Origin of the sequence: Pseudoalteromonas fuliginea (genome assembly GCF_000690055.1) — a bacterium.
GTDB lineage: Bacteria > Pseudomonadota > Gammaproteobacteria > Enterobacterales > Alteromonadaceae > Pseudoalteromonas > Pseudoalteromonas fuliginea.
This window is the reverse complement of the sequence record NZ_JJNZ01000063.1, coordinates 17,737-36,506: the sequence shown is the minus strand read 5'-3', so window position 1 is coordinate 36,506 and position 18,770 is coordinate 17,737. Positions and strand designations below refer to the sequence as shown.

Below are 18,770 nucleotides of genomic sequence, written 5' to 3'. Positions count from 1 at the left end.
AAATAAATTTAAATATCACTATAATTCAAGACGTTGGTAAATCTCTTAACCAGAGCTCAGGTTAACTATTTTAATGCGGAAAAATATTTATTAGACAATAAAAAAGGAGCAACTTATTGCTCCTTTTTTGGTTTTTAACGGCTCTTTTATTTAGCGCTAATTAAACTTTTTTATCGCTTTAGCTTTTAGCGCTTTCATCTTTAGCTTGTGTGGCTTATTAAAGCTTTGAATGGGCATTGTAACCACATGCTCTTTTGGCAGTGTTGGAATAGTTGTTGGATATTGACCTTCTTGAGGTACAGAAATCTTTTTGAGATGAACCTTAAGCGCTTCTAAAGTAGCATCGTTATCTACTTCACTAGGGCAAATAAATATACCTAGCTCTCTAAGGAACACGCCTAGCTTAATGCTACTTGAGTAACGGACTATAGGTGCTGCGAGTATTAAGCCTAATAGTATTGGCGACAACCACCAAAAGAATACAGGGGTAAAGTAATACGCTGTGCTGCCCCATGCAATAGCGACGATAGTTGAAAATAGCGTATAACCAAACGCTTCCCTCCAAGGAACCATTCGACCTTCACGAGGCTGTGCATCCCACTTTACTTTTTTACCTAAAAATACGCATATAACAAAGTAAGCATGAAATACCATCATTAATGGTGCAACGATAATAGCAAATACGGTTTCAATGATTGAGCCTAGTATCAGCTTAATTGAACCACCAAAGCGTTTGTTTCTGTGCACTAATGTAACAATAACACCCATTAATTTAGGTAGTAGTAAAATTATGATTGTTAAGTAAAGTAGTGAATCAATCAGTTCGGTTTTGGCAATTTGCCACGTCGGGAATAATTGGTACGCGCGATTAAAGTAAACATCGCTATTAAGCGCACGTGTTACGGCATCAATCGTACTTAGTGCGAGCATTGATAGCCAAATTAGCGATGAAATATAGGCCGTTGCTCCCAGTAAAAAATGAAACTTACTCATTAACTTTAATTTTGATGAGGACAGTAAACCAAGGTGTTGGATATTCCCTTGTACCCAACGTCTGTCGCGTACAGCATAATCTAAAATGTTACTTGGAACTTCTTCATAACTCCCTTCAATGTCTGATAGTAGCAATACGTCCCAATTAGCACTGTGTAACAAAGAGGCTTCTACAAAGTCATGACTTAGTATTTCACCACCAAATGGGGCATTACCTTTAAGCGTTGGTAAACCACAACAGGTAATAAACGCCTCAACTCTAATGATTGCGTTGTGGCCCCAATAGTTTGCTTTATCGGTTTGCCAAAAAGCAGAACCAGTCGCTAGCATTGGGCTGTAAAGTACGGATGCAAACTGTAAAAAGCGGCCAAAAAAAGTATCTTGACGAACGGGGATAGGAATTGTTTGAATAAGGCCTGCTTGCGGGTTGTTTAGCATGCTTGTAGTAAGCTCTAGCATGCACTTTCCGGTCATTACGCTATCAGCATCAAGTACAATCATATGGTCGTACTGGCTGCCCCAACGTTCACAAAAATCAGTTAGGTTGCCTACCTTGCGGTGTTTATTATCTTCGCGGCGACGGTAAAAAACGTGTTTAGCTGTACTGCCTAATCGCTCAGACAATGCATGCCATGCACTTAACTCGTTTTTGGCTATTTGTGGGTCTTGGGTATCGCTAAGTAAATAAAAGTCAAAGTGATCTAGTTGCCCTGTTTCTTTTAGTGATTCTAGGCTTACTTCAAAGCCTGCGATAACACGATGAGTATCTTCGTTATAGATTGGCATAACAACCGCTGTTCTTTGCTTAGCAAGTGCTTGGCTGTCGAAAGAGATTGGCTTAATACGCTTTAAAGTTAGTGGATCGATGCGCAGTAGTTGCAGTAAGAAACCAATTGTACCGCTACAAAATGCAGTAACAATCCACGCAAACGTAATTGAAAATAGGGCGAGTAATGCATATTCGAGTAAAGTCATACCGTTTGAATTTAAAATTTCAAACATAATAGATATGCCGTAACCTGATATGCCAAGAGCTGCAATAGCAAACAGCCATATACGAACTGTTTTGAAAGGCATTGACGTTCCCTTGTTTTGCTTACTTGATGTCATTTGGATACCAAACATAGCTCCATACCTCACTAATTTCTTTTTCACGTAGTTTTAGCGATAAACGCATATCTACTGGTTTTCCGTCTTGTGGGGCGATTTTAAAGGCCACACGCCATCCATATGTATCAGGTAGCTTTTGTATTGTTACATCACTCACTTCACCTGTTGTTAGCTGTATATCAGCCTTTAAATCTAGCTTTTTAGAGAGCTGGTTAAGCTCTGGGCCTGAAAAGTCAACAGTAAATTGACGGTGACTTTTTGGTGGAGGATTGTCTTCACCTGGTAGTGCTGCACTGCCAATTCTAGTACGCACCACGCGTGCTTTTTCATGTTGGTTTAAATGGGCATTAAAAGTCGTCATTTTATAGCTTAGTTTTAATGAATCTCCCGCTTTGAAGGGTTTTTCAGGTACCCAATAACTTACTATGTTGTCATTCGTTTCTGTGTCAGTTGGTATCTCTACTAGCTCAACTCGACCATTACCCCATTCACCTTCTGGTTCAATCCAAAGGCTAGGGCGGTCGTGGTAATGAGCTTCTGTATCAAAGTAGTTATTAAAATCACGATCGCGTTGCGCTAAACCAAAACCTTTTGGGTTCTCGTATGTAAAAGAAGTGACGCTTAGTTGCGCGGGATTGTTAAGTGGGCGCCACACCCATTTATTATCTTGCGATTGTGTTAATAAACCGTCTGAATCGTGTACTTCAGGGCGGTAGTCATCAAAAAATTTAGTACTGTTTTCACCGTGATAAAACATACTCGTTAAGGGGGCAATACCTAGTTTTTTAACGTCTTTACGTGCAAATATTTGCATATTTACTTTTACAGCCGTATTTGTGGTTGGGTCTACATCGAACCTATATGCCCCCGACACTGATGGGCTATCAAGTAGTGCAAACATAACAATATTAGTTTGATCTAGTTTTGGCTTAACTAACCAAAACTCTTTAAACATTGGGAATTCTTCGCCTGAAGCTTCTGCAGTATCAATCGCTAAACCGCGAGCAGACAATCCGTAAACTTGTTTTGGGCCAACAACACGAAAATAAGATGCACCTTGAAATACCATTACTTCATCTTTGTACTCATTGGTATTTAGTGGGTAATGTAATCGAAAGCCAGCGTGACCAAGCTGAGTATTGGCAATGCTTTTAGTAATTTCTTCTTTTAGAGGAGCAGCAGTGCCATCGTACTGATAAAAGTCAGTACTAAATGGGAGGCGGGTGCGTTTTGAGTCACTATTAACAGTATTAATTGTAACGGGTGTTTTATATAAAAAACCGGGGTGGAATAGCTGTAGCTCGTAAAGACCTTCGTCTTTCCACACTGACTTGTCTTGTTTGAAGCGGATAGAGCGATAATCTTGATAATCAATATTATTGAGAGCATCAAGTTCAATGTTTTTTGGAGCTATATATTCTTCACTTGCTAGTTTTTTAGCACGCGCGCTTATAACGTCAAATAAACTACTTTCTGGAATGGCTGCTTCTGTTGTAGCTGCAAATGCTTGATTGCTGTTACCCCAAGCCGAAAATATAATAAGTAGACCCAAGAGTGGCTTTGAGCTCTTTTGCCATGTTGATAATCGATGGGTAAATTGTTTCATTTTCATTCCTTTATAAAAACACGACTTATTTTTAGGGTTGAGACTAAGTTATTTACTTAAGCAATTTTTTAAACCTAAATAAATACATTAGAAATCAAAAAGCTAAGTAAGAGGCATCAAAAATCTCGACCACTCTTCGTGTAAAAAACACCCATGGCTATGTAGTTGCTTCTTACTTGGTTAGTTAGTTGAGGATGATTTATATAATAAAGCGATATTACGAGGTGTTTACTGAAGCTTGTCTGAATTACATTTGTATAAAAATAAAAAAAGCCGCGATTGCGGCTTTTTAAGGGTATCTAAATTAGTTATTTCTTTTTAAATCTACGCACGATTGATAGCGGCGCTAAAAGAAGTGTTAACCAAAATAATGAACCTGCATCGTTATCGTCATCTGAACGTAGGTTATTAACTTTAATAGCTACATTTTCAGTTTTAGATACGTTACCAGCACTATCTTGTGCTTGAACAGATAAGGTAATACGGTTTTCAAACTCGTAATCTAACTCACCAGCTACAATAAGTTGTCCCTGGTTGTTAATAGAAACACTGCTGTTTCCTGATACAATAAATTTAATAACCGGTGACTCATCTGCATTAGGGTCACTAAAATCAAGCGTACCAATTACTGTCCCAATCGCGCTATTTTCATCAATAGCAAACGTTTGATTCGCTGTAATAACGGGTGTTTGCTCTTCTGGTGTTAGCGTAATTTCAGATTTTATATCAACAATTACAGGATCATGATCTGAGGCGCGGTATGCGCTTTGAGAATATAAACTTGATTGTTGAGCATCACTTTTAAATTCAACATTGTAATCAAGCGAAATTGGTTCATCAGCATTAATATGCCAATCTTTAGCTGATACTACCTTGCTAAGTAATGATGCACTAGCTACTGCATGGTCAAGGCTACCAGCACGGCCAGAGAAGCTATAAGAGTAAGCAAGAGTATTGCCATCAAGCTCTGCGACTACATTTTTATATCCTTTATCAGCAAACGCACGTATTGGATCTTCCATTGCGTAAGCATTCATGTCGCCAACTAGAATAGTATCTTCGTCGTCAACACCCGTTGGTTTGCTATCAAGCCAATCTGCGAATGCATTAGCACCTTGTGTACGTATTTCATTCCAACAAGCTTGGCCATCATTTTGATCTTCGTTCGCGCCGCTTGCACTACCACAACCACCTTTAGATTTTAAGTGCGCTACGGCTACAGTAAATACTTCATCAGTTGCTAAAGATTTAAAGCTTTGTGCGATAGGAGTACGATTACTAAAATCAAATGGTGCATCAGTAGTAATAGCGGCAGTACCGACTTCTTCTACCTTATTAGCACGATAAATTAACGCAGTCGTGATTGCATCTGTACCGATTTGATCAAGACCAAAGTCAACAAATGCATACTGGTTAGCTGCATCAGCTTCGTTTAATGCATTAACTAAGCTAGCAATAGCGCTAAATTCACCAAAACCATCATTTTCGATTTCCATCAAACCAACAACATCAGCTTGCATTGCGCTAATGGCACTTACAATTTTGGCTTCTTGACGAATAAATTCAGCTTCAGAATCTGCACCGCGACTCGTAGGGAACCCTTCACCTTGGCCATCACCATTAAAGTAATTAAGTACGTTAAAGCTTGCTACACGTAAATCTGCCTCAGCATTAAGTTCAGGTGCGTCTTTACGTGCATTTGTTGCAATAAATTGAGGTGCTACAGTTGGGTGAATTCGGTAAAGGCTAAAGCTATAAGCAAGTGCACCAGTCACTGTATTTACTGTATCACCAGTACGTAATGTATTTTCTGCTGATAAACCAGGAGTTGGATAGGCTGTAGGATCTAGATTTTGAACAGTTGAGCCATCATCGATTAATATTTTCTTAGTTAAGTTTTCGGCTTCAACTGCGTTAGCAGTATCACCAGGTAACGCAACTTGCGTACCTTGATACAAGCGCTCAGTCGCGACTTCAACTTCACCATATCGACCAAGGCCAAAGTTATTGGTAACAACTAATGGCTGTTCTAGCGTTACTAGCATACCTTCAAACGATTCTAAATAAGTTGCATCAGCTAAAGGCAAAGTTATTTTTGTAGCGGCTGAAGCTAAGCCAGTATCACAAACAGCTACTTGGCTTACGCTGCCGATTTGTGTTGCATCAAAATATTCTTCAACAGTACCTTGCACACGTACATGGTCGCCTACACTTACTTCAGTATCTGCAAAGTAAACAAACAGGCCTTCAGAAGTCAGTGGGTTAGCGTCTATATCTGCAGCAAGTGAGCTTATAAAAAAGCCTTTTAACTCATCGTCGCCTTGGAAGTCTGCTGTTACAACGCCTTCAAGTTCAACAACACTACCCACAAGAGGGCTTGCTGCACCATCGCCTTGAATAGCGCTAATCAATGTTTTATCTGCACCACATACTAATGGATCTAGTGGCTCAGGTTCTGGTACTGGAGCTGAGTCACTACCAAATACGCCTAAACCAGAAAAATCATCTTGGTCAAATTGCCCCCATTCTTCGCTTGGGTCAAAAGGAGCGCTTGGCGAGGTACGGCCAACGAGGACGCTATCGTTGCGACGAAGTGTTTTATTTTGTGTTTGTACGCCACCTTCAGACCAATAAGAGCCCGGATCCGTACCAAATTGACCAAAACTATCAATGACAGTGTCGCCTTGAATTAGAACTAATGCATCATCACCGTTAAAGCTTGTAACACTATGCTCTAAATCAGCTTTACCTTTTAGCTCATCATTTGAACTTGGGTTTACGATTACATATGTTCCGTTGGCAGGTAAAGTAGCTGATAAGTCGAGCGTAGATTGTATCGTTGTTTTACCGTTCACATATAAATTTAATTTATAGCCAGCAAGTGATAACGAATCAGTCGAGTTGTTATAAAGCTCAATTGCTTTATTGTTGCTACTACCTTCTACATATTCCGAAATGATAAGATTAGCGGAGGCTGGTGCACTAAGGCTTGCTATAACAAGCGCTAGTGGCGTTATTTTTGTTTTAAACATTATTATTTTTTTCCCGTGTATTGTGTCCCAAATGGGACACTTAGTTTAAGGAAAATTTATTACAAATAAAATACAACAAGTAAATAAAATGAAAGCAAAAATAGCGAAATTGTGACTATTGTATTACATTATTTACTTTTTAAGTATTGTGCAGCTTGTTTAGCGAAATAAGTCAGAATACCATCAGCACCAGCTCGCTTAAATGCCAAGAGAGATTCCATTATTGTTGCTTCCTCGTTCAGCCAGCCATTATCGATTGCGGCTTTGTGCATAGCGTATTCGCCGCTAACTTGATAGGCGAAAGTTGGCACGCCAAATTCATCTTTTACGCGACGTACAATATCTAAATAAGGCATGCCAGGTTTAACCATAACCATATCAGCGCCTTCTTGTAAGTCTAATGCAACTTCACGTATTGCTTCGTCAGAGTTTGCAGGATCCATCTGGTAGGTCTTTTTGTCAGCACCTTTTAAGTTCCCTGCAGAACCTATTGCATCTCTGAAAGGACCATAATAGCTAGAGGCATACTTAGCTGAATAAGCCATAATGCGAGTATGGATAAAGCCATCCGCTTCAAGTGCTTCACGAATTGCGCCAATACGGCCATCCATCATATCTGAAGGAGCGATAACATCGGCTCCAGCTTGTGCATGAGAAAGTGCTTGTTTAACCAATATTTCAGTTGTTACATCATTGATGACGTAACCTGAGTCATCAATGATGCCGTCTTGCCCATGTGTAGTGAATGGGTCAAGTGCACCATCAGTAATTACACCGAGTTCAGGGTAAGCTTCTTTTAAAGCGCGAACAGTTCGTTGCACTAAACCATCTTCATTGTAAGCTTCTTCGGCGAATAATGACTTTTTATCTGTAGGCGTTACCGGAAAGATTGCAATGGCTGGCACGCCGAGCTCAACGAGCTCTTTTGCCTCAATAAGCAATAAATCTATTGATAAACGTTCAATGCCGGGCATTGATTCAATCGCTTCACGACGATTTTTACCTTCAAGTACGAAAACGGGGTAGATTAAATCGTTTACGCTAAGTTGGTTTTCAGCCATTAGACGACGAGAAAAATCGCTTCTACGCATTCTGCGCATACGAGTATACGGAAAAAGGTCTAGTCCTGATTGGGCCATATTAGAATACTCCTACTGTGGAATTGGAAAATTAATTACTTGATTACGACCGTGCTGTTTAGCGTAATAGAGGGCTTTATCAGCGTGCTCGGTAAATATTTCGGGGGTGTTAAGATCATCTGCGACGCTAGTGTAAACACCAGCACTAATTGTAAATTTAATGTCAGTGCCAGCAACAATAACAGTACTTTGCGCAATTGTTTCGCGTATTTGTTCTGCAATATCTAACGCGCCTTCATTTGGTGTATTTGGAAGCAGCACTACAAATTCTTCGCCACCGTAGCGTGCAACTTCATCAAGTGGACGCTTTAGATTATTTTTTATAATATCTGACACCGCTCTAATAACCTGATCGCCAGTTAAATGACCATACGTATCATTAATTGTTTTGAAGCGGTCTATATCAAGCATAATAATACTTAATGGCGTTTGCTCTCGGCGAGAACGGCGAAGCTCCATTATTAATTTCTTATCAAAAAAGCGACGGTTTTTTATACCGGTTAAAGCATCTTCAGTATTAAGTTGCTCAAGCTCTCTATTTTTCTCTTCAAGCTCTCTTAAGGTTACTTGCAGTTCAAAGGTTCGTTCGTCGACAAGCGCTTCTAACTCTCGGCGAGCTTTTTCTTGTAACGCTAGACGTTCGTTTAAGAGTGTATCTTGCGCCGTATTTTTAGCAATCAAGGTTTGCTGCGTAACTATTTGTTGGTCGCGTTGCAAAATAAACTTTTCCATTACGGTATAGCACAAACAAAAAATACAGCTAAAAAAGCAAATAAAGACAATAACTAAACTATTCTGACCAAGGGAATACCAGCCCATTGCTGTAGCAATAAAGTAGGCCATAACTATAAGGAAGAAGATTAAAGTCAGTAAAAGGCCTTTATTTTGTTTGGATGGGTCACTACGAGTACATATAAGTGTAGTGATAATATAAAAGCACAAAATAATAGGAATAGTTACAAGGCTAAATAAAGTAACGATTAAGTTAGGTAGCAGCCAAACACATAGTAATGAAATGGCAAATAGGCTGGTTATTATCGTTTGTACCTTTAACAGCGTAGAGCGTTTAGGTTGGCAAATGAGTTGCTGTAAAGGTAAAAACAACAAGGTAATAAGCATCAGTAACATAGAGCTCATTAGTTGCTGAATACCCGTTAGGTTTGGATGAAAAAAACGCAAGCCAAATCCACACAAATAGGAGAGTAATAAACCTAACGTCAACGTTATCATACCAGCACAAGCAAAATAGAGCTTGCGTGAGAACCCATATAAAACAAGACAGCTAAAGGCTAACGAAAATACAAAACCAATGAGCAAACCATATATTAAATTTAGTTTACCTTTGTAAGCTAAATAACTATCTTGCTGCCACAAAGTTAAAGGTACTCGTAACCCCGCACTATCCGTAACTTTGATGATCACAGTTGTTGTTGTGTTTGCAGGCAATGTTAATTTAACTAATAAAGATTCGCTTTTTATTAGGCGCTGAGAAAGCACAAAGGCGTCGCCTATTTGTGTTTGTGAAAGCAGCTCAGAATTGTGTAAATGAAAAACCTGAACTTTATTTAAGAGAGGATTATCTATTGAAAGTAGTGGCTCAACTTCACTGTTGAGTGTGTTTTTTATTGTAAATGTAAGCCATACTGGTCGTTGTTCTAACCCTAAGTTTAATGAGCTATTTTTAAGTGAATGCCAATTTTTCAAATTACTATTTCGAGCTTCTAAAATCGAAGTTGGTTCAAAAGAATAGTTTAAATTTATGATATTTTGGGATTTAAAATTTTGGCTTATTACAATGGGATTTGCAGAAGCGTTAAATACACATACTAGGGTAAGTAGGCTAAATAAAACTTTTGCAACTATCATTAACGTGTCTCTAGAGCAAAAATGTGATTAAAGTTTTTTGTAGTTTGAGTTGCTACAGTTTCAGCTTCAATTTTATACAGTTGAGCGACAGTTTGGCAAATATGTGGAAGTAATGCGGGTTCATTTTTACGTGATTTGGGTTTAGGCTTAATCGAGCGCGGAATTAAAAAAGGTGAATCAGTTTCGAGTAGCAAGCGTTCTAAAGGAATGTGAGGGACTAATTGTTGTAACTCTTTCCCACGTCTTTCATCGCATACCCAGCCAGTAATGCCAATGTAAAGCCCTAAATCTAGATAACTTTTTAACGAGCTAGCATTACCGGTAAAGCAGTGAAGTATACCGCGTACTTTGAATTCATTAAGTATTTTAAGCATATCTTCATTGGCATCACGTTCGTGTAGGTAAACAGGTAAATTTAAATCTTCGGCTACAGCAAGCTGACGCCTGAAGACGCTGCGCTGAATATCTCGAGGTGAAAAATCGCGATTATAGTCAAGCCCACATTCGCCAATAGCAACCACTTCATCGTGCTTTGCAAGGTGTTTTAATTGAGTCTCTAATTCGCTGGTGGCTGATTTTGCATCATGAGGGTGTATGCCGGCTGTAGAGTATTGCTGATACTTTATAGCCAGCTCAAGAGATTGTTCACTCCCTGCTATGTCACAGCCAATAATAAGCATGTTGTTAACGCCTGCACTATTGGCGCGGTTAATAATCTCTTGATGCTGTTCATCAAACTGATGGTTAGTTAAATTAACACCAGCATCAATTAAGGTGTACGACATTACTTAGTGCGCTTAACGCGAATAGAGCGATTTTGGTTCGCTTTTTTTAATAAAAATGAGTTAAAAACACCACGAGTTATAACAACCGTATCACTTTCTTTTAAGCGCATACTATCAGAGCCAATTTGACGCCATTGTTGATCATTATCTAAATTAATAATGAGCTCACCATAAGCTGCTTTCTCTATTGAGGTAATTGTAGCTTTAATTTCAGTATCTTTTTCTTTGTGTACTTCTTTATGCTCTAAACCAAAATCATCTGCATTTGCAACTGATGGCGCTTTCTGTGTTGGAGTAGGTATTGGCACGTTAGTATTTGTTGTTGGTGGTGCTAAAACTTTTGCAACTGATGGCTTGGTTAGCGATTTACCCGCAATAGTATTGTCGTAACATAGTAAACGGTTAAAGTCGTTTTCAATAAAGCTACATGCTTGTAATGCTTGAGTGTTAATTTCTGTTTGCGCAGCAAATGTGGGTGCGCTTAATAAAACCAATAGTGAGAGTAGTTGTTTTTTCATTTTATTCCTCAGATTCTTGTTGTGGTTTAGCGGTATAAAATTTCGCTAAAATTAAGCCTAGTTCAAACAAAAGCAGCATCGGAAACGCTAGTAATGTTTGTGATAATACATCAGGCGGTGTTAAAAACATCGCGACTACAAAAACACCTACCACGATATAAGGGCGTTTTTCTTTTAAGCTTGTTGTCGTTGTTGCGCCACTCCAGCATAGCAGCATAATGGCAACTGGAATTTCAAACGCGACACCAAAAGCAAAAAATAATTTTAATACAAATCCTAAATAACTACTTATGTCGGGCGCAAGAGTCATCATCTCAGGACCTGCGCTTGTAAAAAAGCCTAAAATAATTGGCAGTACTACAAAGTAACAAAAGGCTATACCACCATAAAACAGTATTATGCTAGAGGCGAGAATAGGCATGAGCATTTTCTTTTCGTGCTGATATAACCCTGGTGCGATAAACCCCCAAATTTGATGTAATATCCATGGAATAGATGCAAATAAAGCGACAAATAAAGTCAGTTTAAAAGGGGCGAAAAAAGGTGCTGTCACATCAGTTGCAATCATCGTTGCAGTGCTTGGCAAATGTGAGACTAGCGGCTGTGCAACAAAAGCGTAAATGTCATTTGCAAAATACACTATGGCAATAAAAATAACGAAAATGCTCAATAGTGCTTTTATAAGTCGATCTCGTAACTCAATTAAGTGAGCCACAAACCCCGATTTTACTTGCTCAACCATTATTATTTATACCATTTAGTAAGTTGACCATTGAAAAGGAAATTAATTTCACTTTTTTTCATCAATATGTTGGTTGTTTTCTGTCTTTGGCGGTTGTTTTTTATAGCTGTGGGTAACTGATTGAGCTGCTTGTTGTAGCTCGCTCAACGAGTTTTGCAGTTCAGGGCTTAAGTCTTTTAAGTTTTGTTGCTCTGCTTTTTTAAGGTTTTCATGCAGCTCATGTACGCGTAGCTCTTCGCTGACTTCGGCTTTAACTGAATTAGCTAGCGACTTGGCTGTTTTAATCCAGCGGCTCACTGTTCTTATAGCCACAGGCAAGCGTTCAGGGCCTAAAACCACTAAACCAACAATAAGAACAATAACAAGCTCCCACATTCCCATGCTAATTAAACCTTATTACTATCTTTGGTTTTTTCAGCGTTAGCTGGATCGTTTGGAGCTGCATTTTCTGATTTTTGGATTTGCTCGGTAGTGTCTTGTTCTGTACTTTTTTCATCAGACATGGCTTTTTTAAAGCCTTTAACAGCACCGCCTAAGTCCCCACCCATTCCACGTAACTTTTTAGTACCAAAAAGAAGAACGATGATTGCTAGTACAATCAATAATTGCCAAATACTAATACCACCAAAACCCATGGTTATCTCCAGTCTATAAAATGATTAAATGTATATTTTAGATACTAATTATACGCTCAATAACGCAAATAGCACTTAGTTTATGCGCTGCGCCATGCAGTTATAAAGCTAACAGCAGAGCAGCTAATAGCGATGCTGGCAGCAATTAAATCGTGCTGTAAATAACAAAGAGCTGACATGATTGTTGTCGCACTACCAAACAAGCCCAAGATTAAAGGTTTTTGGGATACCTTTTGTATTTGCACTTGAGTGCGAGGTGTTCGCTTTAAATTTTGATAAATTAAATCCGGTAGCTCGGGCATTTTTTCTGCCCAAAAGGGTAAATTAGCATACATTTGTTTCAATACAGATAATGGGCCGACTTGTTGTTTTACCCAGTCTTCTAAAAAGGGTTTAGCTGTTTTCCATAAATCCAGTTGCGGGTAAAGCTGTCTGCCTAACCCTTCAACATACAATAAAGTTTTTTGTAGTAGTACGAGTTGAGGTTGTACCTGCATATTAAAGCGGCGTGCGGTATTAAATAAATTAACAAGCACATGACCAAATGAAATTTCAGCAAGTGGCTTGTTAAATATAGGCTCACACACTGTACGAATCGCAAATTCAAATTCTTCAATGCTGGTATCGGGTGGTACCCAACCTGAATCAACATGTAGCTGGGCAACTTGGCGATAATCACGATTAAAAAAGGCAATGAAATTTTCAGCTAAATAGCGTTTATCTTCTTTATTAAGCGTACCAACAATACCACAATCTATACCAATGTATTTTGGGTTTTCAGGATGTTCGCGAGAGACAAATATATTGCCAGGATGCATATCAGCATGAAAAAAACTGTCTCTAAATACTTGTGTAAAAAACACCTCTACACCGCGTTCAGCAAGTAATTTCATATTAGTATTTTGTGCTAATAGTGCATCAGTATCAGAGACAGGTATGCCGTAAATACGCTCCATCACTAATATATTATGGCGGCTATAATCGCTATAAACTGCAGGGATATAAAGAGAATCAGAATCTTCAAAGTTACGCTTAAGCTGAATGCCATTAGCGCCTTCTCGCATTAAGTCGAGTTCATCAAGGAGTGTTTTTTTATACTCTTTAACAACTTCTACAGGGCGCAGGCGCTTTGACTCGTTATGTACTTTGGCAAGTACTTTAGCGAGCTTTTCCATTAACGCTAAGTCAGCATTAATCTGTTCATGAATATTTGGACGAATAACTTTTATTACAACATCTTGCTCAATGTTGTGCTCATCAATAAGTTTTGCTGTGTGGACTTGCGCTATAGATGCCGAGGCCAGCGGTGCTTGTGAAAACTCACTAAATAATTCACTTATATCATTAATTTCGAGTGCTTTTTCAATGATTTCTTGTGCAAGCTCACCTTCAAAAGGTTGTACCTGATCTTGTAAAAACGCGAGCTCTAGGGCTATATCGTGTGGTAGTAAATCGCGACGGGTGGAGAGCATTTGGCCAAACTTAATCCATACAGGACCAAGCTCTTGTAATGCAAGACGTAAACGCAACCCTACTGATTTTTCTTTATGCTGATTGCGTAGCCAAAAAAAGCTTCCACGCATTATTTTGGCAAACCAGGGCGTTTTATGCTTAGGGACTAACTCATCTAACCCGTAGCTAAGTAGTGTTTTAGTGATGTAATACAATCGTGCAGTCGACACAAAAAATCCTTAGCGGGTTACGATGTTTAATAAGGCGTTTATACGCTGTTCAATAGCAGCAACTTGGCTTTTAATTACTCGGTTTTGTTGTTTGAATTGCTCAAGCTCTAAGGGATGAATAGTTATAGCAAGCTCATCCTGACATAAACTAGTAAGTGTAGTGGCTAACTGCTTTTTTACTTTACTGTTTTGCTGCTTGAGCGAGGTTAAGTGTAAATAAAGTTGCTGGGCCGGGCCATCGCCAATATGCTTTGATAGTTGTTCTGGCCAATCAATATCTAAACTCGAAAATGCGTTACTGTAAGTTTGGGCAATATTCAAATCACCTTGCAGGTCGAGTTTATCTTGGCGTATTAGCTGGGTAAGCATCGCTGGATTTTTTAGCGCAATAAGCGTATCTATATCGGCGCTTATCATGCAATCAGCGTTATCACTGCTTTGTGCGGTATATAAATGTAGTTTTTTATCAGCAAAAACGAGTTGGATTGTTTGTTGCCAATCTCTTACTTCAACAACTAAACGCAGCTCTTTAACTTCATTTAGTTTTTTTGAAAGCTTTGGGTCGAGTTTAAGTGCTTGATTAAGTACATGCTCGATAAGCGAAAGTACAAAGTTAGGCAACATGAAAAAAGTAGATGTGGTTGACCTATCATTATTTTTTTCAGTTACTTGTTCAAGCGCCATATCACTCTGCCTTAGTATTTAAAACCACGGTGAAGTGCAACAATACCACCTGTTAGGTTTTGATAAGTTGTTTGTTCAAAGCCAGCGTCATCCATCATTGCTTTAAGGGTATCTTGATCTGGATGCATACGAATCGATTCGGCTAAATATTTGTACGACTCGCTGTCGTTAGCAACTAGTTTGCCCATTGTTGGTAATAAATTAAATGAATAAAAATCGTAAGCTTTACTTAGTACTTCATGCTCAGGCTTGGAGAATTCTAGCACTAGTAAGCGACCACCTGGCTTTAAAATACGGTACATAGAACGAAGTGCTTTGTCTTTATCGGTTACATTACGTAAACCAAAAGCAATAGTGATCACATCAAAGCTATTATCTGGAAATGGCAGCATTTCGGCGTTCATTTGTACGTAGTCAATATTACCAACAAGACCCAAGTTATGCAGCTTCTCACGGCCCACTTTGAGCATTGAGGAGTTAATATCGCCTAAAACAACTTGACCTGTTTCACCGACTAATTGACTAAATTTAGCCGTTAAATCACCAGTGCCGCCAGCTAAATCAAGTACATGATGGCCCTTGCGAACACCAGAACTGGCAATAGTTTGACGTTTCCATAAGCGGTGCACACCAAAAGACATTAAATCATTCATTACATCGTATTTTGCTGCAACTGAGTGAAATACGTCTGCAACCATTGAGGCTTTGTCGTTTTCAGCTACCGTTTTATAGCCAAAATGCGTGGTCTTTTGCGGTGTTTCGTTCATGATTAATCTCTATCGTGGCAATAAGCACTAGTGTACTTTATTGTGTACTGCAGGTGCAATTTGAATATGATTTATCAGGTGATTTAATGCCCAGCAATAAAACAACTTTGCCCAAGAGATCGAGCTTTAAAAGCTGCATTTGAGGCTTTTTTAGCAAGTTGATTAAAATCATCTTGTTGCTGATGCTGTGCAATACCTAATGATAAGTTTATAGCGGGTAGTTTTGTGCCACTTTTTGAGCTAACAAATCGCAACTTTTCTACCCCATTACGTACTTTTTCGGCTATTAAAGTTGCCGTTTCAGGATCAATGTCGGCGAGTAATATAGTAAATTGGTCTTTAGCAGTCCGTCCAGGTAAACCGCTTTGGAATACATACTTTTGTACTTGCTTAGCGACTTTATTCAAAATAACTTCACCAAGAATATCACCATAATTATCAACAAAGTGATCAAGGTTATCTATTTGAACAGCAATGGCACAAATGGACTTTTCTTGATTTGTCCAAACTTGGGTTTGTTGAGTTAAATAATGACGTTTATAAAGGCCCGTTTGGCTATCTACTATATGCTGCTTTCGGAGCTGAGTTAATTGCTTTTGCGTTTTTTCGTGTAACTTTTTAGCTTTGCTAAGTTCTTTCTTAAATTGTTTATGCTGCTCTAGTAACTCTACGGTTTGTGTATTGAGGATTTTAAGTGCTTTACGGCTTTGTTCTATACTGTTTTCATCAAGCGTATGTACACATTCATTTACTTGATCAGCAAAGCGGATAATTTGTTTTTCTGTTGCTTGAGCATTTCGAGAAAGTGACCCGATAATACCGTCAACATTTTGAATCATCGAGACCTGAGTTGTGTGCCCTTCATTTAAAAATTGAAAATATAATTGTTCAATTAAAACACTGTCTATATTTTCTTCTGTTGCAATCGCACGTTCTAGTGCATTTTTAAGGTTTATATTGGCTTGGCTAATATAGGTATAAATTACTTGAAAATTAAGCGGGGTTGGCGGCAGCGCATAACGCTCTAAAAACACACACACTTTAGTCATCTTTTCTTGTGCAATTGCCATGGAATCATGGAACATCATTTTTAAATACCAACTGAGTACGCATAAGAGTTAATTTAAATATCTCATTCCGTGAGGCGGTTATGCATCCGAGCTTTTATTATTTTTTACTACAGTAATCGTTATGGCGGTTATTTAAAAGTAAAAAAAGAGTTACGGAACTTAAATTTTCATTTTAACAACTCAATAGCTGCTTTTCTCATCAATTAAGCTTGTTTTTACTTCTGTTGATATACTTTACTCTCGAAATACACTTAGTTTTAGTAAGGTTTATAACCGTTGATTGGTCTCATTTACTTGCTATTTATTTAGCCTACGATAGCTTTGTGATATCTATTACATCGTCAAGTTAAATTGCAATGAATCATTTTTTACAGCGGCCAATGCGCCATTCTTTACTTGGTTTCATGTTTTTATGCTCATTAAGTGCATGTCAAATAACAACGCAAAATGCAGATCAACAGTTTACGCAGATAGCCAAAAGCATTGTTGATTACAGACAAAGCATTAATCCTTATAGCAATGCAAAAGGGGTTAAAGGTTACTTGTTACCAAATCTATCGCCCGAATTTTTAGCGCAAGAATATAAGAATAAAACACAGTTACTTGCCGAGTTAGATACCGTCAGCATTGATAAATTAAGTGATGAAAATCAAATAAACTTCAGCATTATTCGAGCACAAGTACAAAACAGCGTTGATGAGTATATATTCAATGCGCATTATATGCCGCTTACATCAGAGTATGGTTTTCACTCTGGATTATCATACATCATCAATAGCTCTCAATATAAAAATCAGCAAGATTTCGATACATACCTTGCACGTTTGGCGCAAGTTCCACGGTTTTTTGAACAAAACATATATTGGATGAAAAAAGGGATAGAAACGGGCCTTACTCAACCTAAAGCTGTGCTAGAGGGTTACGAAGATTCAATTAATGCTTACATTGTTGACGATATAACTACATCTGAGTTTTATAAACCTTTTTTAACTAATACTGCTGGTTTGAGCGATAGTGAATTTAAGGCACTACAACAAAAAGCTAAAAACATTATAAAAGAAGATGTTATACAGTCTTATAAAAATTATTTAGTGTTTTTTACGCAGCAGTATCGACCTAGTGCACGCACAAGCGTTGGCATATCAGATACACCTAATGGCGAGGCATTTTATAAAAACAGAGCTAAGTATTACACTACTACCGACATGACGCCTAAAGAGATTCATGAACTTGGATTAAAAGAGGTCGCTCGAATTCGCAGTGAAATGGAGGACGTAATAGCTGAAGTAGGTTTTAAAGGCACATTCGCCGAATTTATTCACTTTTTACGTACGGATCCACAATTTTATGCCACAACACCAGAGCAGCTTTTAAAAGAAGCATCTTATATTGCTAAAAAAATGGATGCACAGCTGCCTAAGCTATTTCATACCTTGCCACGTAAACCTTATGGCGTAGCCCCCGTACCAGCCAATATTGCTCCTAAATACACAACAGGCCGTTATTCTGGCTCTAATCGAGATGATGAAGCAGGTTATTATTGGGTGAATACTTACGCATTAGATAAGCGCCCTCTCTATGTTTTAGAAGCGTTGACTCTGCACGAAGCAGTGCCAGGACATCATTTACAAATATCACTTAATGCCGAGCTTGAAAATCTACCGAGCTACCGTCGTGATGCTTACCTTTCGGCATTTGGCGAAGGTTGGGGGCTTTACTCTGAATACTTGGGCTTAGAAGCTGGCTTTTATCAAAACCCATATAGCCGTTTTGGTCGCTTAACTTATGAAATGTGGCGAGCAGCACGTTTAGTTGTTGATACGGGAATGCACATGTATGGCTGGAGTAGAGATCGGGCTATGAACTTTATGAGCGAAAACACCGCGCTTTCGCTGCATAATGTTAAAACGGAAACCGATCGTTATATATCGTGGCCAGCACAGGCACTGTCATACAAAATTGGTGAGTTAACTATTAAACGTTTACGCGCTGAGGCAGAGCAAGTGCTTGGGAAAAATTTTGATATTCGTGAATTCCATCATCAAATATTACGCCATGGTTCAGTACCTTTATCAGTGCTAGAAACACAAGTACGTATGTATATAAAAAATGAATCAGTTAAGCTGGAAAGTAAATAAGTA

The 18,770-nt window shown here is 38.6% G+C and carries 15 protein-coding genes; 1 reads left to right on the top strand and 14 read right to left on the bottom strand.

Translation table 11 applies throughout. From position 1 onward, the window contains the following. Positions 1 to 156 precede the first annotated feature (156 nt). From mdoH to DC53_RS04790, 14 genes are all read right to left on the bottom strand, one after another. Complete coding sequence (gene mdoH, locus DC53_RS04725) at positions 157 to 2,118, bottom strand: glucans biosynthesis glucosyltransferase MdoH (RefSeq protein ID WP_033031188.1); 1,962 nt, start codon at positions 2,116 to 2,118, stop codon at positions 157 to 159. After that, a complete protein-coding gene (locus tag DC53_RS04730; RefSeq protein ID WP_033031187.1) occupies positions 2,090 to 3,709 on the bottom strand; it encodes a glucan biosynthesis protein G in 1,620 nt (539 codons plus the stop codon). The genes mdoH and DC53_RS04730 overlap by 29 nt, the downstream gene beginning before the upstream one ends. A gap of 308 nt (positions 3,710 to 4,017) precedes the next feature. Beyond that, complete coding sequence (locus DC53_RS04735) at positions 4,018 to 6,741, bottom strand: ExeM/NucH family extracellular endonuclease (RefSeq protein ID WP_033031185.1); 2,724 nt, start codon at positions 6,739 to 6,741, stop codon at positions 4,018 to 4,020. Positions 6,742 to 6,869: 128 nt separating this feature from the next. Continuing rightward, positions 6,870 to 7,880 carry a porphobilinogen synthase gene (gene hemB / locus DC53_RS04740; protein ID WP_007378017.1) on the bottom strand — a complete coding sequence of 337 codons (1,011 nt, stop codon included), beginning with the start codon at positions 7,878 to 7,880 and terminating at the stop codon, positions 6,870 to 6,872. 12 nt (positions 7,881 to 7,892) lie between these two features. After that, a complete protein-coding gene (locus DC53_RS04745) occupies positions 7,893 to 9,746 on the bottom strand; it encodes a diguanylate cyclase (RefSeq protein ID WP_033031183.1) in 1,854 nt (617 codons plus the stop codon). After that, the gene (locus DC53_RS04750; RefSeq protein WP_007378019.1) at positions 9,746 to 10,531 is read right to left on the bottom strand and encodes a TatD family hydrolase; all 786 of its coding nucleotides are present in this window, start codon (positions 10,529 to 10,531) and stop codon (positions 9,746 to 9,748) included. Before DC53_RS04750 ends, DC53_RS04745 begins: the two co-directional genes overlap by 1 nt. Next, positions 10,531 to 11,049 (bottom strand): hypothetical protein, encoded by a 519-nt coding sequence (locus tag DC53_RS04755; RefSeq protein WP_007378020.1) that lies wholly within the window; start codon positions 11,047 to 11,049, stop codon positions 10,531 to 10,533. Before DC53_RS04755 ends, DC53_RS04750 begins: the two co-directional genes overlap by 1 nt. Position 11,050: 1 nt before the next feature. Next, the gene (gene tatC, locus DC53_RS04760; protein WP_007378021.1) at positions 11,051 to 11,791 is read right to left on the bottom strand and encodes a twin-arginine translocase subunit TatC; all 741 of its coding nucleotides are present in this window, start codon (positions 11,789 to 11,791) and stop codon (positions 11,051 to 11,053) included. Between the two features lie 48 nt (positions 11,792 to 11,839). After that, positions 11,840 to 12,172 carry a Sec-independent protein translocase protein TatB gene (gene tatB / locus DC53_RS04765; RefSeq protein WP_007378022.1) on the bottom strand — a complete coding sequence of 111 codons (333 nt, stop codon included), beginning with the start codon at positions 12,170 to 12,172 and terminating at the stop codon, positions 11,840 to 11,842. A 5-nt stretch (positions 12,173 to 12,177) separates the two neighbouring features. After that, the gene (gene tatA, locus DC53_RS04770; protein WP_007378023.1) at positions 12,178 to 12,426 is read right to left on the bottom strand and encodes a Sec-independent protein translocase subunit TatA; all 249 of its coding nucleotides are present in this window, start codon (positions 12,424 to 12,426) and stop codon (positions 12,178 to 12,180) included. Positions 12,427 to 12,506: 80 nt separating this feature from the next. Continuing rightward, the gene (ubiB, locus tag DC53_RS04775; RefSeq protein WP_033031181.1) at positions 12,507 to 14,108 is read right to left on the bottom strand and encodes a ubiquinone biosynthesis regulatory protein kinase UbiB; all 1,602 of its coding nucleotides are present in this window, start codon (positions 14,106 to 14,108) and stop codon (positions 12,507 to 12,509) included. A gap of 9 nt (positions 14,109 to 14,117) precedes the next feature. Then, the gene (locus tag DC53_RS04780; protein WP_033031179.1) at positions 14,118 to 14,792 is read right to left on the bottom strand and encodes a ubiquinone biosynthesis accessory factor UbiJ; all 675 of its coding nucleotides are present in this window, start codon (positions 14,790 to 14,792) and stop codon (positions 14,118 to 14,120) included. Positions 14,793 to 14,803: 11 nt separating this feature from the next. Further along, the gene (gene ubiE, locus DC53_RS04785) at positions 14,804 to 15,559 is read right to left on the bottom strand and encodes a bifunctional demethylmenaquinone methyltransferase/2-methoxy-6-polyprenyl-1,4-benzoquinol methylase UbiE (RefSeq protein ID WP_007378026.1); all 756 of its coding nucleotides are present in this window, start codon (positions 15,557 to 15,559) and stop codon (positions 14,804 to 14,806) included. Between the two features lie 83 nt (positions 15,560 to 15,642). After that, entirely contained in the window at positions 15,643 to 16,629 is a 987-nt protein-coding gene (locus DC53_RS04790; RefSeq protein WP_007378027.1) for a GGDEF domain-containing protein, read from the bottom strand. A 356-nt stretch (positions 16,630 to 16,985) separates the two neighbouring features. Here DC53_RS04790 and DC53_RS04795 point away from each other — a divergent pair, with 356 nt between their 5' ends. Continuing rightward, positions 16,986 to 18,767 carry a DUF885 domain-containing protein gene (locus tag DC53_RS04795; RefSeq protein ID WP_033031177.1) on the top strand — a complete coding sequence of 594 codons (1,782 nt, stop codon included), beginning with the start codon at positions 16,986 to 16,988 and terminating at the stop codon, positions 18,765 to 18,767. The last annotated feature ends 3 nt before the right edge of the window (positions 18,768 to 18,770 follow it).